Source organism: Micromonospora sp. WMMD1274, from assembly GCF_049179035.1.
Classification (GTDB): domain Bacteria; phylum Actinomycetota; class Actinomycetes; order Mycobacteriales; family Micromonosporaceae; genus Micromonospora; species Micromonospora tulbaghiae.
In genome coordinates, this window is the sequence record NZ_JBMHMG010000001.1 from 6,828,158 (window position 1) to 6,845,752 (window position 17,595).

Sequence of the window (17,595 nt, forward strand, 5' to 3'; positions counted from 1 at the left end):
CAGCGGACGGAAGGCCGCCCGGGGAGGTGTCAGACCTGGTCGGCGGCCCGCCGGTCGGCGCGTTCGCGCTGCGGCACGACCGTGTACCGCGGATCGCGCGCCGAGGCGACCCCGCCGTGGAAGATGCCGAACCGGGTGCACACCGACGCGGCGATCAGCGCGCCGCCGGAGAGCGCGGACAGCACCCGGCTGCGCCGGCCGACCAGCGCGCCGACCACACCGGCGGCGGTCAGCGCCCGGCCCGCGCGCAGCAGCCTCCCCGGCGTGCCCTGCGTGTAGGGCTCGCTGAGCAGTCCGAGCCGGTTCTCCACCCGGTGCGAACCCCACAGCTCCATCGCCGCGCCCGCGACCGCGAGGCGCCGCGCCGGGCCGGCCTGGGCGCAGGGCGCGGCCACCAGCCCGACACCGGCGCCGCTGGCCAGGGCGCTGCCCGCGAAGATGGCCGGCAGTTCCGGGTACGCCTCGTGCCACGACGGCACCGCCGTGTCCGCCAGCAGCACCCCGGTGTACGTGGCCAGCGCCGGCGCGGTGACGGCGGCTACCACACCGGCGGCGTGCCCGGCCGGGGGCAGCAGCCGGCGGCCGAGCCCCAGCACGCCGCGCTCGGGCAGCAGCGGGGCCGCCTCGGCGACCGCGGCGACCCCGGCGGCCGGGCCGAACACGCTGAGGATCCAGGTGCCCACGGACATCGGCGAGGTCACCTTCGCCACCCGCAGCATGTGGTGGAAGCGGGACGGCCGGCCCAGGTCGTTGACCAGGAAGTACGTGCTGGCGCCGACGCCCGCGAGCGCGGCGACCCGGCCGGCGCGGCGCAGCGCGGGACGGCCGGTGAGCTGCCCGCCCGCTGCGAGCAGCGACGAGCCGGCGGCGAGACCGCCGGTGAACAGGTACGCGGCGATGTCCCACCGCCACACCGGCGGCTTGAGGACGGGCCGGCCGTAGTAGGAGGTGAACTCGGCCGGCGGGACGTTGAGCTGCTGCTCCCCCCCGCCCTTGCCGCCCCTGCGGCGGCGCGGTACCGCGTCGCGGGGCGGGTGCGGGGCCAGCCCGGCGTCGCGGGAGCCCGCGTCGGTCCGTCCCACGCCGGGACCGGCCGCGGTGGCGCGGCTGCCGTTCTCGCGTTCGGCGGCGCTGCGGCGTTCGGTGGCGCTGCCGTTCTCCCGTTCCGCGGACAGGCGCTCGCGGAAGCGGCGGAACAGGTCACCGACCGGGCGGTCCGGGCTCACGACGATCCTCCGACGAACGCGGCGACGGCAGCCGCCGCCATGGCCAGCGCGGCCAGCCCGGCCCGCTTCCACATCTTCGGCAGGTCCCGGGTGGTGACCACCGGGTCCGGCGGCAGCCCGTACACCTCCGGCTCGTCCAGCAGCAGGAAGAACGCGCCGTCGCCGCCGACACCGTCGGTCGGGTCGTGGCCGTACAGCCGCGCCTCCGGCACGCCGTGCTCGTGCAGCGCGGTGACCCGCCGGGCGGCCCGTTCCCGCAGCTCGTCGAGCGGGCCGTACTGGATCGACTCGGTCGGGCACGCCTGCGCGCAGGCGGGCGTCATGCCGGCCCCCATCCGGTCGTAGCACAGCGTGCACTTCCACGCCCGGCCGTCGCCCTTGCGCTGGTCGATCACGCCGTACGGGCAGGCGGAGATGCAGTAGCCGCAGCCGTTGCAGATGTCCTCCTGCACCACCACGGTGCCGAACTCGGTGCGGAACAGCGAACCGGTCGGGCACACGTCCAGGCAGGCCGCGTGCGTGCAGTGCTTGCACACGTCGGACATCATCAGCCAGCGGAAGTCGGTACGGGACTCCACGCCGGTGGCCCGCCCGGGCGGCTGGACGCCGGGCATGCCGAGGAACTCCGGACCGGCGGCCATCCGCGCCGCCGCCTCCGGCCGCCCCGGCGGCAGGCCGGGATTCGTACCCGTGTCGGGTGCGGTGACCGCGCCGACCGCCGCGGACTCCGGGCTGGTCGCCGGGCCGGTCGGGTCACCGGCGAACGGCGGCGTGCCGTGCCCGGCCGGGCGGGGCTGCTCGATGAACGCGACGTGCCGCCACGAGTTCGCGGTGAGCGCGCCGGTGTTGTCGTACGACATGCCGAGCAGGTCGAAACCCGAGTCGGGGACGCCGTTCCACTCCTTGCAGGCCACCTCGCACGCCTTGCAGCCGATGCAGACGCTGGTGTCGGTGAAGAAGCCCATCCGGGGCGGCGCGTCCACCCAGCCCGCGTCCGGGGCCGGGTCGAGCGGGCCGTACAGGCTGTTGGCGTCAGGCATCCCGATCCCCGTCCTGGTGCGCGGCGGCCGACTGCTCGTCGGTGCTGCCGGCGGCGTCGTCCCCGCCGGCCGCGTCGGTGGTCACCAGGGGCACCTTGCGGTCCGGTGTCATGCCGGCCCGCCGCTGGTAGTCGCCGACCAGGTCGAGCAGCGGCGGGCCGGTGGGCCGCCGCCCGGGCCGGATGTCGCAGGTGCCGACCTTGCTCTCCTGGATGAGGACGTTCGGGTCCAGCGTGATGCCGAACAGGTCGTTCGCCGAGTCGCCGGTGACCAGGCCCTCGGTGCCGAAGTGGTACGGCAGCCAGACCTGGTGGATGATCCGGCCGTCCACCCGCAGCGGGGTGAGCCGGTCGGTGACCAGCACCCGCGCCTCGATCACCGCACGGCCACTGATCAGGTGCGCCCAGCCCAGGTGCGCCAGCCCGATCTCGCCGGCCAGTTCCGGGGACACCTCGACGAACATCTCCGGTTGCAGCTCCGCCAGGCGCGGCACGGTACGGCTCATCCCACCGGCGGTGTGGTGCTCGGTGAGGCGGCTGACCGTGAACACGTACGGGAAGACCTGGCTGTGCGGCTCCGGCGGGCTCGGGTTCATCCGATTGATCGGGTGCTCGTAGATCTTGCGGGTCGGGTTGGCCTGCTGACCGTAGAGCGGGTTGCGCATCGGCGACTCAGCCGGCTCGTAGTGCGTCGGCAGCGGGCCGTCGAGCACGCCGCTCGGCGCGTACAGCCACGCCTTACCGTCGCCCTGCATGACGAACGGGTCGTCACCGGCGAGCCCGGCCGGGCCGGAGGCGCCCTCGGGCGGCCGGTACGACGGCGGCTTCGTCTTCTCGAAGTCCGGCACGTCGTACCCGGTCCACTCGCCGGCGTCCGGATCCCACCACACGTACTTCTTGCGCTCGCTCCACGGCCGGCCGTCCGGGTCGGCGGAGGCGCGGTTGTAGAGCGTGCGCCGGTTCGCCGGCCACGCCCAGCCCCACTCGGCCGCCACCCAGTCCTGCTCGTGCCGGGACCGGCGGCGGGCCGCCTGGTTCACCCCGTCGGCGTAGACGCCGGAGTAGATCCAGCAGCCGATCGCCGTGGAGCCGTCGTCGCGGGCCTCGCCGAACGCGTTGAGCGGGCGGCCGGTGGCCACCTCGTACCCGTTGATCTCCTTGAGCACCGCCTCGGCGCTCGGCTCGGCGTGCGGACCGTGCGTGGGGTAGTCCCAGGCCAGGTCCAGCAGCGCCCGGTCGCGGCGCTCGCTGGAGGCGGCCAGCTTCTCCCGCAGCACCCGGCCGAGGTGGTAGAAGAACCACAGCTCGGAGCGGGCGTCGCCCGGCGGGTCGACGGCCTTCTCCCGCCACTGCAGCAGCCGCTGGGTCTGGGTGAACGTGCCCTCCTTCTCCACGTGCGAGGCCGCCGGCAGGAAGAACACCTCGGTGCGGCACTCCTCCGGCACGATCTCGCCGGTGGCGACCTCCGGGCTGTTCTTCCAGAACGTGGCGCTCTCGATCATGAACAGGTCGCGGACCACGAGCCAGTCCAGGTTGGCCATGCCCAGGCGCTGGGCCCGGCCGTGCGCGGAGCCGACCGCCGGGTTCTGGCCGAGCAGGAAGTAGCCCTTCACCCTGCCGTCGATCATGTTCAGGACCTGCTGGTACGTGCCGTGGTCGCCGGTCATCCGGGGCATGTAGCCGTAGCAGAAGTCGTTCTCCGGCGTCGCCGCGTCACCCCAGTACGCCTTGAGCAGGCTCGCCGCGAAGGCCCGCGAGTTGCCCCAGAAGCCCTTCTGGCCCGGGTGCCGGATGCTGTCCACCCACTCGTCGAACGTCGGGTGGTCGGCGTGGTGCGGCATCGGCAGGTAGCCGGGCAGCAGGTTGAACAGCGTCGGGATGTCGGTGGAGCCCTGGATGCTGGCGTGCCCGCGCAGCGCCAGGATGCCACCGCCCGGCCGGCCCATGTTGCCCAGCAGCGTCTGGATGATCGAGCCGGTGCGGATGTACTGCACGCCGACGCTGTGCTGCGTCCAGCCGACCGAGTAGACCAGCGCGCCGGTGCGCTCCCGGCCCGAGTTCTCCGTCCAGGCGCGCGCCAGTTCGAGGAACTTCTCCTCCGGGATGCCGCACACGCGGGCCACCATCTCCGGGGTGTAGCGGGCGAAGTGGCGCTTCAGGATCTGGTAGACGCAGCGCGGGTGCTGCAACGTCTCGTCCCGAGGTGCCTGCGGCGGTACCGGCTCGCCGTGCGACTCGTGTTCCAGCCCGGAGGCCGAGTCGCGTTCCTTGCCGGTGCCGCGGATCTTGGCGTTGTCCTCCTGGCCCTCGTACTGCCAGCTCGCGTGGTCGTACGAGCCGGTGTCCGGGTTGTAGCCGGAGAACAAGCCGTCCAGGTCCTCGGTGTCGGCGAACCGCTCGCTGACGATGTTGGCCGCGTTGGTGTACGCCAGCACGTACTCCCGGAAGTCGAGCTCGTTCTCCAGGATGTAGCGCACCACGCCGCCGAGCAGCGCGATGTCCGTGCCCGCGCGGATCGGCAGGTACGTGTCGGCGAGCGCGCTGGTACGCGTGAACCGCGGGTCGACGTGGAAGACCTTCGCGCCGCGCTTCTTCGCCTCCATCACCCACTGGAAGCCCACCGGGTGGGCCTCGGCCATGTTCGAGCCCTGGATGACGATGACGTCAGCGTTGGCGAGGTCCTGCTGGAAGTCCGTGGCGCCGCCGCGACCGAAGCTGGTCCCCAGACCGGGGACGGTGGCGGAGTGTCAAATACGGGCCTGGTTCTCGATCTGGAGTGCCCCCATCGCGGTGAACAGCTTCTTGATGAGGTAGTTCTCCTCGTTGTCCAGCGTCGCGCCGCCGAGGCTGGAGATGCCGAGCGTGCGGTTCAGCGGGCGGCCCTCGTCGTCGACGTCCTCCCAGGTCTCCGCGCGGGCGGTGAGGATCCGGTCGGCGATCATGTCGAGCGCGACGTCGAGGTCCAGGTCCTCCCACTCGGTCGCGTACGGCCGGCGGTAGCGGACCTTGGTCTGGCGCAGCGGGCTGGTCACCAGGCTCTTGCTGGCCGAGCCCTTCGGGCAGAGCCGGCCGCGCGAGATCGGGCTGTCCGGGTCGCCCTCGATCTGGGTTACCTTGCCGCCGGAGTGGAAGACGCGCTGCCCGCAGCCGACCGCGCAGTAGGGGCAGACCGAGCGGGCCATGCCGTCGGCGGACTCGGTGCGGGGAGCCAGCTCGGCGGAGCGCGCCGACTGGGCGGCGGCGCCGCGACCGAGCGGGTCGGTGCCGGTGAGTTGCCGGTAGACCGGCCACCCCTGGATGAACGTCTTGAAACCCATCCGGGCACACCCCCTCTCCGTCGAGAACGGCTCACCTCTGCCTGTAACCCTAGGCCAGCGGCCCGGGGCGTGCGACTCGAGCCCACAGACAGAGCCGCCCCGGCCGGATGGCCGGGGCGGCTCTGGGCGTCGGTGTGCATGTCGCCTCTCGGCGAGTGGCGCGACGCGGCTCCAGCCGAACGGTATTCCGCGAAGGCAATTTAGGTGAGGCCCGGGGACACTGGACACACCGACGCTCTGCACAACGGTACCGGGGTCACGGTTCTTCCGCTCGTTCGTCGTGACCCCGGTCACCGCCGGGTCAGCTGTTCCAGTGCTCGGCCACCAGGTCGGCGGCCTGCTGCTCCCACTGGGCGTAGTGGTCGGGGTAGGCGCTCACCTGGACGGTCTGGGCGGCGACGGTCAGCGGCATGTCCTGCCAGCCGTCGACCTGCTTCAGACCCTTCAGGAACGCCGTCGTCGAGTACTCGGGGTCGGTGATCTGCTCGACCGTGCCCCAACCGGAGGACGGGCGCTGCTGGAACAGGCCCTGCGAGTCGTGGTCGTTACGGTCACCGAGGTGGCCGAGGTTCTCCAGCTTCGACTCCTGCAACGCCGTCGCGATCGACACCACCGCGGCACGCTCGTCCATGCCGGCCTTCTTCGTCGCCGCGATGATCGCCTTCACGTTCTTGGTCTGCTCGTCGTTCAGGTCGATACGGGACTGGGCGCCCTGCACACCGTGCGGGATCAGGGTGTTGCTGTCGAGCTTCGCGGCCTGGGTGGTGGTGACGGCCGTGTCCCGCACCGCAGGGGCGCCGGTGTCGTGGTTGAGGGGGCCGGCGGCCAGGCCACCGGCGACGGTCAGACCGGCGATACCGAGGATGCTCTTACGCAGGATGCTGTTCATGGTGGGCTCCGTTCGGGGGTCGACGCACACCCGGGGGGCGGGGTGCGTGGGCACCGTCAGGCGCTCAGGGAAATGTTCGGGGGATCCGGCGTCTGCTCTCGCGGCCCGCGGACGCCGGGGGTGGCGTGCGGGGCGCACTGGTCGCGCCGGAGACATGTCCAACGACCGCCGGCCCGGGATCATTCCCGGACGCCGCCGTCCGCGTTCTCGGGGTGCGGGGGGCGCTGCTGCGGTCGTTCACCAGGTATAACGCCCCGACCCCGCCGGCGATTCCGCCGCACGGGTGTCCCCGACCACCCCGAAACCGGACACCCGACGCACCCCGGACCCGCCCCGCTCCCCCACTCCCGCCCGGCCGCCCCTGCCGCGTCGATCATGAGGTTGACAGCACATCGCGCCCGATTCGCCCCCGTCAACCTCATGATCAACGGGGAGGTCGGGGCCGCCGACGGCAAGACCCGCCCGCGAAGCAGGCCCCGAGCGGATGTCGCCGGTCTCGGCGGGAGGGCCGTGCGGGAGATCTTGGTACGGAACGGCCCCCGGAAGGGCGGGCACGTACCAAGATCTCCATCCGCCGACAGCGGAGGCATCGCCGCGGGGCGAACCTCACCAGGTCCGGCGCACCGGCCACCACGGAGATCTTGGAAGGAAAGGGCCCTCATAGGGGCCGAAATCCTCCAAGATCTCTGGCTGAGTGCCGCGCGAGGTGAACAAGCCGAGCAATCGCGACGGGCGATCATGAAGTTGGCGGCACGAGCTGACCGGTTTGTCCGGTCTAACCTCATGATCGACGGGGCGAGGCGAGGCGGGGCGACCGCGCGGCGGGGCGCGGCAGGACGGGGCGGGGCGGGTGCTGTGGGGGTGCTGCGCGGGACGGATGGGGGGGGAAAGGCGCCGGGTTGGGGTTACCCTGATGCCATGTCGGTCACCGCGCACGCGTACCTCGCCCGCCCCGGGCGACCCGCCGTGGTGGCGCGCACCCTGGACGAGCTGACCGGTCCCACCACCGGCATCGTCGAGCTGCCGGTACGCCTGATGTGGAGCAGCGAACGCGCCTTCGACCTGGGCGACCCGGACGAGTTGCTCTGGATGTACGAGAACGTGCTGCGTGAGACGACCCGGGTGGAGGATCTGCGCGAGCTGATCCACGCGGGCACGCTGCGCCGGTTGTGGCCGCTGCTCAACCTGCCCCGGGGCGTACGCCTGGCCTGGGAGGGCCGGCACCGGAGCCTGCGCCCGGCGTGACCCACCCGCACGACTTCTACCGGCAGGTGGCCCGGGTGGCGCTTGCCGCCGCCGGCCCGCATCGGTTCGTGCTCGGCGGCGGGGTGGCGTGGGCGGTGCACGGCCTGGTCACCCGCCCCACCGAGGACGTCGACCTGTTCGCCGACGTGGAGGGCGCCGCCGCGGCGGCGGCCGACGGGGTACGCGCGGCGCTGGAACGGGCCGGTTACCGGGTGGCCGAGGTGGACCCGGGCGGGCTGGGCGAGGTGTTCGACGGCTTCGACCGGGACCTGCGGGACTTCGTGGTGAGCCGGGACGGCCGGCAGATCCGGCTCAGCCTGGCCCGCCTGGACCGGCACCGCAGCCCGGTGGTGATGGACCTCGGCCCGGTCATGGACGTCCGCGACCTGATCGCCAACAAGACCGCCGCGCTGGTGAACCGGCGGGAGGTACGCGACTACATCGACGTGTCCGCCGCGCTGGACCGGTACGCGGTCGCGGAGCTGCTGGAGCTGGCCCGGCAGGTCGACCCGGCACTCGACGACGAGGACGTGCGCGCGGCGGGCCGTTACCTCGACGGGCTGGCCGACCGCCGGTTCACCCGGTACGGCCTGGACGCGCCGCGGATCGCCGAGGTCCGCCGCCGGATGGCCGCCTGGCCCCGCTGACGGGGTGCGCCCGAGAGCCGGAGGAACCCGGCCACGCCGACCGGGGTCGTCCACGAGTCGGAACGACCCCGGCAGGCGGCGGGGACCAGACGGACGGCGGCCGGACGGGAAGGGACCAGCAGGGACCGGAGGGGCCGTCACTTCGTCGGGCGGCCACCCGTGACGCCGAGGATCTCGCCGGTGACGTAGCTGGACTCCTGCGAGGCGAAGTAGACGTACGCGGGCGCCAGCTCGGCCGGCTGACCGGGACGGCCAAGCGGCGTGTCGGTGCCGAACTGCTTGACCTTCTCCTTCGGCATGGTGGCCGGGATCAGCGGCGTCCAGATCGGGCCGGGCGCGACCGCGTTGACCCGGATGCCGCGCTCGGCCAGGTTCTGGGCGAGCGCCTTGGTGAAGTTGGCGATGGCGGCCTTGGTGGTGGCGTAGTCGAGCAGCTGCGGCGACGGGTCGAACGCCTGGATCGACGACGTGTTGATGATCGTCGAGCCTTCCTTCATGTGCGGCACGGCGAACTTGCAGAGCCAGAACATGGCGTACACGTTGGTCTTGAAGACGCGGTCGAACTGCTCGGTGGTGATGTCGAGCAGGCCGTTGTCCTGCGACATCTGGAACGCCGCGTTGTTGACCAGGATGTCGACGCCGCCGAGGTCGCGTACCGCCTGGTCGACGAGTGCGCGGCAGTTGGCCTCCTCGCGCAGGTCGCACTGGACGGCGACGCCCTTGCGGCCGGCCTGCTCGATCTGGCTGACGGTCTCCCGGGCGTCCTTCTCCTCCTCGTCGCCGAGGTAGGTGACGAGCACGTCGGCGCCCTCGCGGGCGAAGGCGATCGCGACGGCCCGGCCGATGCCGGAGTCGCCGCCGGTGATGACCGCCCGCTTGCCGGTGAGCCGGTCGCTGCCCCGGTACGACTCCTCGCCGTGGTCGGGCTTCGGCCCCATCTCCTGTTCGCTGCCGGGCGGCGTCTGCTGCTGCGCCGGCTGTCCCTCGCTCTGTCCGTACTGCTCGGCCGGGTGCTGCTGGGTGAACTGGTCCTCGCTCATGGATCCGCCCCTACCCCGGTGACCGGCGCGAAAACAGCAGCCTGTGACCGGAGGGGAAACAATTCGGGCCGGTGTGGCGCACGTGACATGTGGTGGTTATGGTGCGCAACGGCGCCCACGAGGCGCGTACCCCCATTCGGAAAGGCACCTCATGACCTCCTCCTCCGGCGCCTCCCGGCGCCAGGTGCTGGCCGTCGCGGCCGCCGCCGCGACCGCTCCCCTGCTGGCCGGCGCGCCCGCCGAGGCGAAGCCGAAGCCGAAGACCTGGGACCTGACGATCCTCGGCACGTCGGACACCCACGGCAACGTCTACAACTGGGACTACTACAAGGACGCCGAGTTCGACGACAGCAAGCACAACGACGTCGGCGTCGCGAAGCTCGCCACCCTGGTCAACCAGATCCGCGCCGAGCGCAAGGGCCGGGCCACGCTGGTCCTGGACGCCGGTGACACGATCCAGGGCACGCCGCTGGCCACCTACTACGCCAAGCAGGAACCGATCACCAGCACCGGTGAGACGCACCCGATGGCCCGCGCCATGAACGTCCTCAGGTACGACGCGGTGACGCTCGGCAACCACGAGTTCAACTACGGCCTGCCGCTGCTGGCGACCTGGATCGAGCAGCTCGGCTTCCCGGCCCTCGCCGCGAACGCGCTCAACGCGAAGACCGGCAAGCCGGCGTTCCTCCCGTACGTGATCAAGGAGGTCAAGCTCGGCGGGCACGGCGCGCCGAAGCTGCGCGTGGGCATCCTCGGCCTGACCAACCCCGGCGTGGCCATCTGGGACAAGGGCAACGTCGAGGGCCGCCTCGTCTTCGCCGACATGGTGGCCACCGCCGCGAAGTGGGTGCCGGAGATGCGCCGCCGCGGCGCCGACCTGGTCGTCATCTCCGCCCACGGCGGGGACAGCGGCACCTCCAGCTACGGCCCGGAGCTGCCGAACGAGAACCCGACCGCGCTGATCGCCGAGCAGGTGCCCGGCATCGACGCCATCCTGTTCGGCCACGCGCACAACGAGGTGCCGGAGAAGTTCGTCACGAACCTCACCACCGGCGAGCGGGTGCTCACCTCGGAGCCGTCGAAGTGGGGCCAGCGACTGACCCGGATGGACTTCACGCTGACCCGGGACAAGGGCCGCTGGACGGTCACCGCCAAGTCGGCCACCACGCTGAACACCAACACCGTGGTCGAGGACCCGGCGGTGCTCGCGGCCGTGCGCGGCCAGCACACCAAGACCGTCGAGTACGTCAACCGGGTCGTCGCGCAGTCCAGCGTGGAGCTGTCCGCCACCGAGTCGCGGTACAAGGACACGCCGATCCTCGACTTCATCAACCACGTCCAGACCGAGGTGGTCACCGAGGCGCTCGCCGGCGGCGAGTACGCGGGCCTGCCGGTGCTGTCCATCGCCGCGCCGTTCAGCCGTACCGCGGTGTTCCCGCAGGGCGACGTGCGGATCCGCGACGTGGCGGGCCTCTACGTGTACGACAACACGCTGGAGGCGGTCGTGCTGACCGGCGCCGAGGTGAAGGCGTACCTGGAGTACTCGGCGAAGTACTTCAAGACCTTCCCGGCCGGCACCACCGTGGACGTGGAGAACATCAACGACACCACCGTGCCGGACTACAACTACGACGTGTTCTCCGGCGTCGACTACGACATCGACATCGCCAGGCCGGTCGGCGAGCGGATCACCCGCCTGGTGCTGGCCGGCACCGACACCCCGGTCGCGGCGGACGCCCGGTTCGTGGTGGCGGTGAACAACTACCGGCGCAGCGGCGGCGGCAACTTCCCGGGCATCGTGAAGACCCAGGTCTACAACGCCCAGCAGGAGATCCGCCAGCTGCTCATCGACTGGGCGCAGGCCAAGGGCGTCATCGACCCGGCCGACTTCTTCGTGCCCAACTGGAAGCTGGTCCGCGAGGGCGTGCCGGTCTTCTGACAGTGGGGCGACGGGGTCCGGACGCCTGTCCGGGCCCCGTCAGCCGCCCGCGCGCAGGTGCCACTCCGACTCCCCGCCGACCGGATCCGGGCGGTCCGGCGGGAACTCGGTCTCGGCGGCCTCGATCCGCTCCTCCGGGCGTACCCGGGCCGGCAGTTCGCCGAAGCGGACGTGCCGCAGGAACGCGTACTGCTCGTCGGTGAACGACTCGGCGGATTCGCTCATGACCGCATTGTGCGCCTGCCCGTCCCGTCTCCGCATCAACCGCCTCGGCACGGGTATGCCGCCGCGTCGACCGTCGGCGACGAGGTGGAGGAGACATGCGCGCAGTACGGATGACCGCACCCGGTGTGCTGGAGCACACGGAGGTGCCCACGCCGCAGGCCGGCCCCGGTGAGGTGCTGCTGCGCGTCGGCGCGGTCGGTGCCTGTCACTCCGACCTGCACATCCTCGACGCGCCGGCGGGCGTGTTCCCGATCCCGATGACGCTCGGGCACGAGATCGCCGGCACCGTCGACACGGTCGGCGCCGGGGTGGACGGCTGGTCGCCGGGCGACCGGGCCGCGGTCTACGGCATCATCGGCTGCGGCCGGTGCCGGGCCTGCCTGCGCGGCGAGGAGAACCGCTGCCGGGTCATCCCGGTCGGCGGCATCGGGCTCAGCCGCGACGGCGGGCTGGCCGAGTACGTGGTGGTGCCCGCGTCCCGGCTGCTGCCGGTGGGCGACATGGACCTGACCCAGGCGGCGCCGCTGACCGACGCCGGGCTGACCCCGTACCACGCGGTGGACCTGGCGCGGCCCCGGCTGCGGCCCGGCACCTCCTGCGTGGTGATCGGCATCGGCGGGCTGGGGCACATGGGGTTGCAGATCCTGCTCGCCACCACAGCGGTACGGATCATCGCGGTGGACACGAACACCGCCGCGCTGGACCTGGCCGACCGCCTCGGCGCCCACCACACGGTGCAGGCCGGACCGGACGCGGTGGACAAGATCCGCGAGCTGGTCGGGCCGGCGCCGGACGGCGCGGACGTGGTGCTCGACTTCGTCGGCGCGCAGCCCACGCTGGACACCGCCCGGCAGGTGGTCGCCACCGGCGGTCAGATCCTGCTGGTGGGCCTGGCCGGCGGCACGCTGCCGGTGCGGCCGGTCGCCGACGAGCCGCCCCCGGTGCCGCTGGAGACCGGGGTGGTGGTGCCGTTCTGGGGCACCCGGGCCGAACTGCACGAGGTGATCGCGCTGGCCCGCGACGGCCGGCTGCACGCCGACGTGCACACGTTCCCCCTCGCCGAGGCGCCGCAGGCGTACGAGGCGCTGCGCCGGGGCGAGGTGCGGGGGCGGGCGGTCATCGTCCCCTGAGCGGGGGCAGCCGGTCGAGCAGCGCCAGCCCGGCCCGCACCGGCCGCCGGTCGAGCACCTCGGCGAAGCTCGCCCGGCCCTGGCAGAACCGGACGAACATCCGCCAGCCGGGCGGGCTGGCCAGCATCGCGTGGAACACGTCGGGCCGCCGCTCGAACACCTCCAGCAGCCGGTGCCCGGCACGCATCTCCGGCGTCAGCCGCCGGTCGACCTCCCGGGCGTACGCGTCGAGGTCACCGGCGGCCACCGCCTCCCCGGCCAGCCGGCCGGAGCGCAGCGCGTAGCTGATCCCCTCGCGGCTCCACGGTTCCAGCAGCCCGGCGGCGTCCCCGGCGACCAGCACCCGGCCGTGCCGCAGCGGGGAGTCCCCGGTGCGGCATCGGGTCAGGTGGCCGGAGTCGTGCTCCGGGGTCACCCCGGACAGGCCGAGCCGGTCGGTGAAGTCGCGCAGGTAGGCGCGGGTGCGGTCGCCGTCGCCCCGGGCGGCTATGACACCGACTGTCAGCCGGTCGCCCTTGGGGAAGACCCACGCGTAGGAGCCGGGCAGCGGCCCCCAGTCGAGCAGCACCCGGCCGCGCCAGCGGTCCCGCTCGGCGGCGTCCACCGGCAGTTCCAGTTCCAGTCCGAGGTCGACCTGGCGGAAGCGCACCCCGACGTGCCGCGCCGTCACGCCGGACGAGCCGTCCGCGCCGATGACGGTACGGGCGCGTACCGTCTCACCGCCGGCCAGGCGCAGGCGTACCTCGTCGGGGTCCTGCTCGATCGCGCGGACCGCGACGCCCTCGCGGACCTGCGCCCCGGCGGCGACGGCGGCGGCGCGCAGCCGGTCGTCGAACTCCTCCCGGCGGATCATGGCGACCAGCGGCGCCGGGTGCCGGCGGGTGAACGCGCGTCGCCCGTCCCGGGTGAACGTGACCCGGTCGACCCGGTCGTGGGCGGGCACCTCGACGCGGTCGCCGACCTCGGCGAGCGAGGTGCCGATCAGGCCGCCGCCGCACGTCTTGTACCGGGGGTGGGTGGCCCGTTCCACCACGAGCGTGCGGACGCCGGCCCGGGCCGCGGCGTGCGCGGCGGAGAGTCCGGCGGGCCCGCCGCCGACCACGACGAGATCCATGATCACGGGTGCAGCCTAGGGCACCGCCGTGCCGCGCCGCCCGGTACGACAGTCGAACGGGTGAGCATCATCGCGGCCCGTCCGGGTAACCGCCGGTCGACGGCCGTCCGCGGGTCGGGCGGTCCACGCCGAGGAGGGAAGCGATGCCTCAGGTCCAGCTGTCTGCGGTCGAGGAACGGGTCTACCAGGCGGTTTCCGCGCTGGAGGTGCAGGGGCACGTCCCCTACCCGGACCTGATCGCCCAGGAGACCGGGATGACCGAGGAGGAGCTGCGCGAGCCGCTGCACTCGCTCACCGAGCGGGGGCTGCTGCACCGCGAGGACTCCCCGATGTCCGGCCTGGACTTCGGACCCCGGTGGTGCGCGCGCCAGACGGCGTGATCGGGTCGTTTGCCCCACCGGGCACCGGGTAGCGATCGGAATCGGGTGATCGACGGTCAGTGGGGGGGCACGATGAGCGAGGACCGGTCGTCGACGCCGGTGCAGGACACCGGGTACGACGGCCGGCGCCGCTGGCGTGCGCTGAGCGTCGGCCTGATCGCGGCGTTCATGACGCTGCTGGACGTCAGCATCGTCAACGTCGCGGTGCCCTCGATCGACCGGGCGTTGCAGGCCACGCCGAGCGACCTGCAGTGGGTGCTGTCCGGGTACGCGCTGACGTTCGGCCTGGTGCTCGTGCCGGCCGGGCGGTTCGGCGACGCGCGCGGGCGGCGTACCGCGTTCGTGGTCGGGGTGGGCCTGTTCACGCTCACCAGCGCGCTGGCCGGGCTGGCCCGTTCCCCGGAGTGGCTGGTCGTCGCCCGGCTCGTCCAGGGCGCTGCCGCCGGTGTGGTGAATCCTCAGGTCAGCGGCATGATCCAGGAGTTGTTCCGGGGCGCGGACCGGGGCCGGGCGTTCGGGCTGCTGGGCGCGACGATCGGCATCTCCACCGCCGTGGGTCCGCTGCTCGGCGGGTTGCTCATCGAACTGGGCGGCGCCGAGCACGGGTGGCGGTGGGTGTTCTTCGTCAACATCCCGGTCGGGATCGTGGCGATGCTGCTCGGCTGGCGGCTGATGCCGGCCCGGCCGACAAACCCCGCCGGGCGGGGCCGGCTCGACCCGCTCGGCGTGCTGCTGCTCGGCGCCGGGGTGACGGTGATCCTGCTGCCGCTGGTGCAGCGGGAGCAGTGGCGGGGCCCGGGCAAGTGGCTGCTGATCCCCGTCGGCCTGCTGCTGCTCGCCGGGTTCGCGCTCTGGGAGCACCGGTACGCCCGGCGCGCCCAGCCGTTGTTCGACCTGCGGTTGTTCACGGTCCGCTCGTACACGCTCGGCGCGCTGATCGGCCTGATCTACTTCGCCGGGTTCACCGCGATCTTCTTCATCTTCACGCTCTATCTCCAGATGGGGCTCGGCTACAGCGCGCTCGTGGCCGGCCTCGCGATCACCCCGTTCGCGCTCGGTTCGGCGCTCGCCTCCGCGCTGGGCGGCCGGGTGGTCACCCGGTACGGCCGTCCGCTCGTCGCGATCGGGCTGCTGGCGGTGGTGGCCGGCCTGGTCGCGACCGACCTGGTGCTGGCCGGTGGGCCGCACGAGAACGTGCCGTTGCGGACCGCGCTGCCGTTGCTCGTCGCCGGGCTGGGCAGCGGCCTGGTGATCGCGCCGAACCAGACGCTCACGCTGTCCGAGGTGCCGGTGCCGATGGCCGGCAGCGGCGCCGGGATGCTCCAGACCGGGCAGCGCATCGGGTCGGCTGCCGGCATCGCCGCGGTGGGCGCGCTGTTCTTCTCGACGCTCGCCGCCGACCGCGGCGACTGGAGTACGGCGTTCCGCCACTCACTGCTGCTCGCCGCCGGGATCATCGTGCTGGCGCTCGGCGCCGCCGTGGCGGACATCGTGCTCGGTCACCGGCGCTCCGCGGGCCGCTCCTGATCGGCGGCGGGCAGCAGGACGGTGGTGAGCAGCCGGCGGGTGCGGCCGGGGCCGGGGCCGAGCGCCGCGTACTCGGCGAACAGGTCGCGGAACCGGGTGACGAACTCGGCGGTCTCGGCGTCGGTGGCGTGGAACGCGTTCTGCCGGTAGCCGGCCACATCGCGGGCCAGGTCGGTGTCACCGCGGTCGAGGTAGCCGTCGAAGTCGGCGAGCAGGCCCGCGACGAAGGTGAGGAACGCCTGGCGGTGCCGCTGCGGGCTCATGGCCCGGGCCTCGTCCGGGTCCACCGACGCGGCGGCCTCGTGGAGCCGGTAGCTGCGCTCGACGGCGCCGCGGGCCCGCCGCTCCCCCACCGTGTGCAGCACGCCGTGGTCGGCGAGCGTGGCGACCTGCCGGTAGAGCGTGGCCGGTGGCACGTCGCTCAGCGCTGCGCGCAGGTCGGTGGTGGTGAGCGTGCGGCCGCCCAGGAACGCCTGGACGATGCGCAGCCGGATCGGGTGCAGCAGCAGCTCCACGGTGTCGAGTGCCACAGGGGCTCCCCTTTTTATTATCGCCTCCGGTAATGTTCTCACTGACGATAACAGAACTGAGGAGTTCGCCGATGGCCACCATCGACATCACCGCCGACCGCATCGACGTCCGTCTCACCACCGCCGAGAAGATCTGGGCCCTGCGCGGCGACCTGTCGTTCCCCCGCTCCGCCGTCAGCGGCGCCGTCGTCGTACCGGACGGCGCCCGCGCCACCCGCGGCATCCGGGCGCCCGGACTCGGCGTGCCCCGCACGCGCAACGTCGGCACCTGGCGCGGCAGGGCCGGCAAGGAGTTCGTCAGCGTCCGCGGCGGCCAGCCGGCCGTCCGCATCACCCTCACCGGCCAGGCGTACGACTCCCTGCTCATCGGCACCGACGACGCCCCGGCCCTGGCCGCGGCGGTGCTGCGGTGACCGTCGACCGCGCGCTCGCCGTCGACACGGGCGGGCAGCGGTTGTCCGGCACACTCACGCTGCCCGACGGCGCCGGGCCGCATCCGGTGGCGCTGCTGCTGCCCGGCTCCGGGCCGATCGACCGCGACGGCGACCACCGCCGCCTGCCCCTGGGCATCCAGCGGCACCTGGCCGTCGCGCTGGCCGGCGCCGGGTTCGCTGTCGCCCGGTACGACCGGCGGGGCGTCGGCGAGAGCAGCGGCGAGTTCCTGCGTACCGGCTTCCACGACAACGTCGACGACGCGGCCGCCGTGCTCGCGGCGCTGCGTGCCGACCCGGCCGTGGACGGCGGGCGGCTGTTCCTGGTCGGGCACAGCGAGGGCGCGCTCACCGCTGTCGCGCTCGCCGCGCGCGGCGTACCGGTGGCCGGCCTGGTCCTGCTCTCCGCGCCCGGGCGCACCGGCGCCGAGGTGCTGCGCCGGCAGGCCGCGCGGCTGCTGCCCACCCTGCCCGCGCCGGTACGCCTCGTGCTCCGGCTCACCCGCACCGACCTGGTGGCGAAGGTGGCCCGCAACCACGAGAAGATCCTCGCCACCGACAAGGACGTGGCGTGGATCGGCGGGCAGCGGCTCAACGCCCGCTGGTTCCGGGAGTTCCTGCGCTACGACCCCCGGCCGGACCTGGCCCGCGTCGACGCGCCGATCCTCGCGCTCACCGGCGACAAGGACCTCCAGACCGACCCGGCCGACCTGCCGGTCATCGCGGCGCACGCGGGCGGACCGGTGCAGACCCGGGTCCTGCCGGACGTCACCCACGTGCTGCGCCGCCAGCCCGGGCCGCCGTCGCTGCGGGCGTACCGGGACGAGGCGAAGCAGCCGCTGGACCCGTCGGTGGTCGAGCCGGTGCTGTCGTGGCTCGCCGCGCACAGCGGCTGAGGGCACGCGAAAGGCCGGCA

16 protein-coding genes are annotated in these 17,595 nt (G+C 73.1%); 8 read left to right on the forward strand and 8 right to left on the reverse strand.

Annotated features, from left to right (window positions below; all coding sequences use genetic code 11):
* Positions 1–29: 29 nt before the first annotated feature.
* The 4 genes from nrfD to ACN27D_RS32310 all read right to left on the reverse strand — a co-directional run bounded on the left by nrfD (position 30) and on the right by ACN27D_RS32310 (position 6,471).
* Positions 30–1,226: an NrfD/PsrC family molybdoenzyme membrane anchor subunit gene (gene nrfD, locus ACN27D_RS32295; RefSeq protein WP_421500806.1), complete on the reverse strand. Its 1,197-nt coding sequence runs from the start codon at positions 1,224–1,226 to the stop codon at positions 30–32.
* Positions 1,223–2,266 (reverse strand): 4Fe-4S dicluster domain-containing protein, encoded by a 1,044-nt coding sequence (locus ACN27D_RS32300; protein ID WP_121684229.1) that lies wholly within the window; start codon positions 2,264–2,266, stop codon positions 1,223–1,225. Before ACN27D_RS32300 ends, nrfD begins: the two co-directional genes overlap by 4 nt.
* Entirely contained in the window at positions 2,259–5,582 is a 3,324-nt protein-coding gene (gene fdh, locus ACN27D_RS32305) for a formate dehydrogenase (protein ID WP_421500807.1), read from the reverse strand. Before fdh ends, ACN27D_RS32300 begins: the two co-directional genes overlap by 8 nt.
* Positions 5,583–5,883: 301 nt before the next feature.
* Entirely contained in the window at positions 5,884–6,471 is a 588-nt protein-coding gene (locus ACN27D_RS32310) for a hypothetical protein (RefSeq protein ID WP_421500808.1), read from the reverse strand.
* A gap of 918 nt (positions 6,472–7,389) precedes the next feature.
* Here ACN27D_RS32310 and ACN27D_RS32315 point away from each other — a divergent pair.
* Positions 7,390–7,716: a hypothetical protein gene (locus tag ACN27D_RS32315; RefSeq protein WP_120569841.1), complete on the forward strand. Its 327-nt coding sequence runs from the start codon at positions 7,390–7,392 to the stop codon at positions 7,714–7,716.
* On the forward strand, positions 7,713–8,363 hold the full coding sequence (locus ACN27D_RS32320) for a nucleotidyl transferase AbiEii/AbiGii toxin family protein (protein WP_091327688.1): 651 nt from the start codon (positions 7,713–7,715) through the stop codon (positions 8,361–8,363). Before ACN27D_RS32315 ends, ACN27D_RS32320 begins: the two co-directional genes overlap by 4 nt.
* Before the next feature lie 137 nt (positions 8,364–8,500).
* Here ACN27D_RS32320 and ACN27D_RS32325 read toward each other — a convergent pair whose 3' ends face one another.
* Positions 8,501–9,403, reverse strand: a complete 903-nt coding sequence (locus ACN27D_RS32325; RefSeq protein ID WP_358177453.1) for an SDR family oxidoreductase — start codon at positions 9,401–9,403, stop codon at positions 8,501–8,503.
* 151 nt (positions 9,404–9,554) lie between these two features.
* Here ACN27D_RS32325 and ACN27D_RS32330 point away from each other — a divergent pair, with 151 nt between their 5' ends.
* Positions 9,555–11,342 (forward strand): bifunctional metallophosphatase/5'-nucleotidase, encoded by a 1,788-nt coding sequence (locus ACN27D_RS32330; protein ID WP_421500809.1) that lies wholly within the window; start codon positions 9,555–9,557, stop codon positions 11,340–11,342.
* Between the two features lie 39 nt (positions 11,343–11,381).
* Here the strand turns inward: ACN27D_RS32330 and ACN27D_RS32335 are convergent, their stop codons facing one another.
* On the reverse strand, positions 11,382–11,567 hold the full coding sequence (locus tag ACN27D_RS32335; protein WP_244933343.1) for a hypothetical protein: 186 nt from the start codon (positions 11,565–11,567) through the stop codon (positions 11,382–11,384).
* Positions 11,568–11,662: 95 nt separating this feature from the next.
* On the opposite strand from ACN27D_RS32335, the gene ACN27D_RS32340 reads away from it, so the two are divergent.
* Positions 11,663–12,697, forward strand: a complete 1,035-nt coding sequence (locus tag ACN27D_RS32340) for an NAD(P)-dependent alcohol dehydrogenase (RefSeq protein ID WP_421500810.1) — start codon at positions 11,663–11,665, stop codon at positions 12,695–12,697.
* Here the strand turns inward: ACN27D_RS32340 and ACN27D_RS32345 are convergent.
* On the reverse strand, positions 12,684–13,811 hold the full coding sequence (locus ACN27D_RS32345) for a geranylgeranyl reductase family protein (protein ID WP_421501227.1): 1,128 nt from the start codon (positions 13,809–13,811) through the stop codon (positions 12,684–12,686). The genes ACN27D_RS32340 and ACN27D_RS32345 overlap by 14 nt on opposite strands.
* 143 nt (positions 13,812–13,954) lie before the next feature.
* On the opposite strand from ACN27D_RS32345, the gene ACN27D_RS32350 reads away from it, so the two are divergent.
* Both ACN27D_RS32350 and ACN27D_RS32355 read left to right on the forward strand, forming a co-directional pair.
* A complete protein-coding gene (locus ACN27D_RS32350) occupies positions 13,955–14,191 on the forward strand; it encodes a hypothetical protein (protein WP_120569832.1) in 237 nt (78 codons plus the stop codon).
* A gap of 72 nt (positions 14,192–14,263) precedes the next feature.
* The gene (locus ACN27D_RS32355; RefSeq protein ID WP_358177460.1) at positions 14,264–15,718 is read left to right on the forward strand and encodes an MFS transporter; all 1,455 of its coding nucleotides are present in this window, start codon (positions 14,264–14,266) and stop codon (positions 15,716–15,718) included.
* On the opposite strand, the gene ACN27D_RS32360 is transcribed toward ACN27D_RS32355, so the two are convergent.
* Positions 15,691–16,248: a helix-turn-helix domain-containing protein gene (locus tag ACN27D_RS32360; protein WP_421500811.1), complete on the reverse strand. Its 558-nt coding sequence runs from the start codon at positions 16,246–16,248 to the stop codon at positions 15,691–15,693. The genes ACN27D_RS32355 and ACN27D_RS32360 overlap by 28 nt on opposite strands.
* 71 nt (positions 16,249–16,319) lie before the next feature.
* Between ACN27D_RS32360 and ACN27D_RS32365 the strand changes: the two genes are divergently transcribed.
* Together ACN27D_RS32365 and ACN27D_RS32370 are read left to right on the forward strand one after the other, a co-directional pair.
* The gene (locus ACN27D_RS32365; RefSeq protein WP_121686421.1) at positions 16,320–16,661 is read left to right on the forward strand and encodes a hypothetical protein; all 342 of its coding nucleotides are present in this window, start codon (positions 16,320–16,322) and stop codon (positions 16,659–16,661) included.
* A complete protein-coding gene (locus ACN27D_RS32370) occupies positions 16,658–17,575 on the forward strand; it encodes an alpha/beta hydrolase family protein (RefSeq protein ID WP_421500812.1) in 918 nt (305 codons plus the stop codon). The genes ACN27D_RS32365 and ACN27D_RS32370 overlap by 4 nt, the downstream gene beginning before the upstream one ends.
* Positions 17,576–17,595 lie beyond the last annotated feature (20 nt).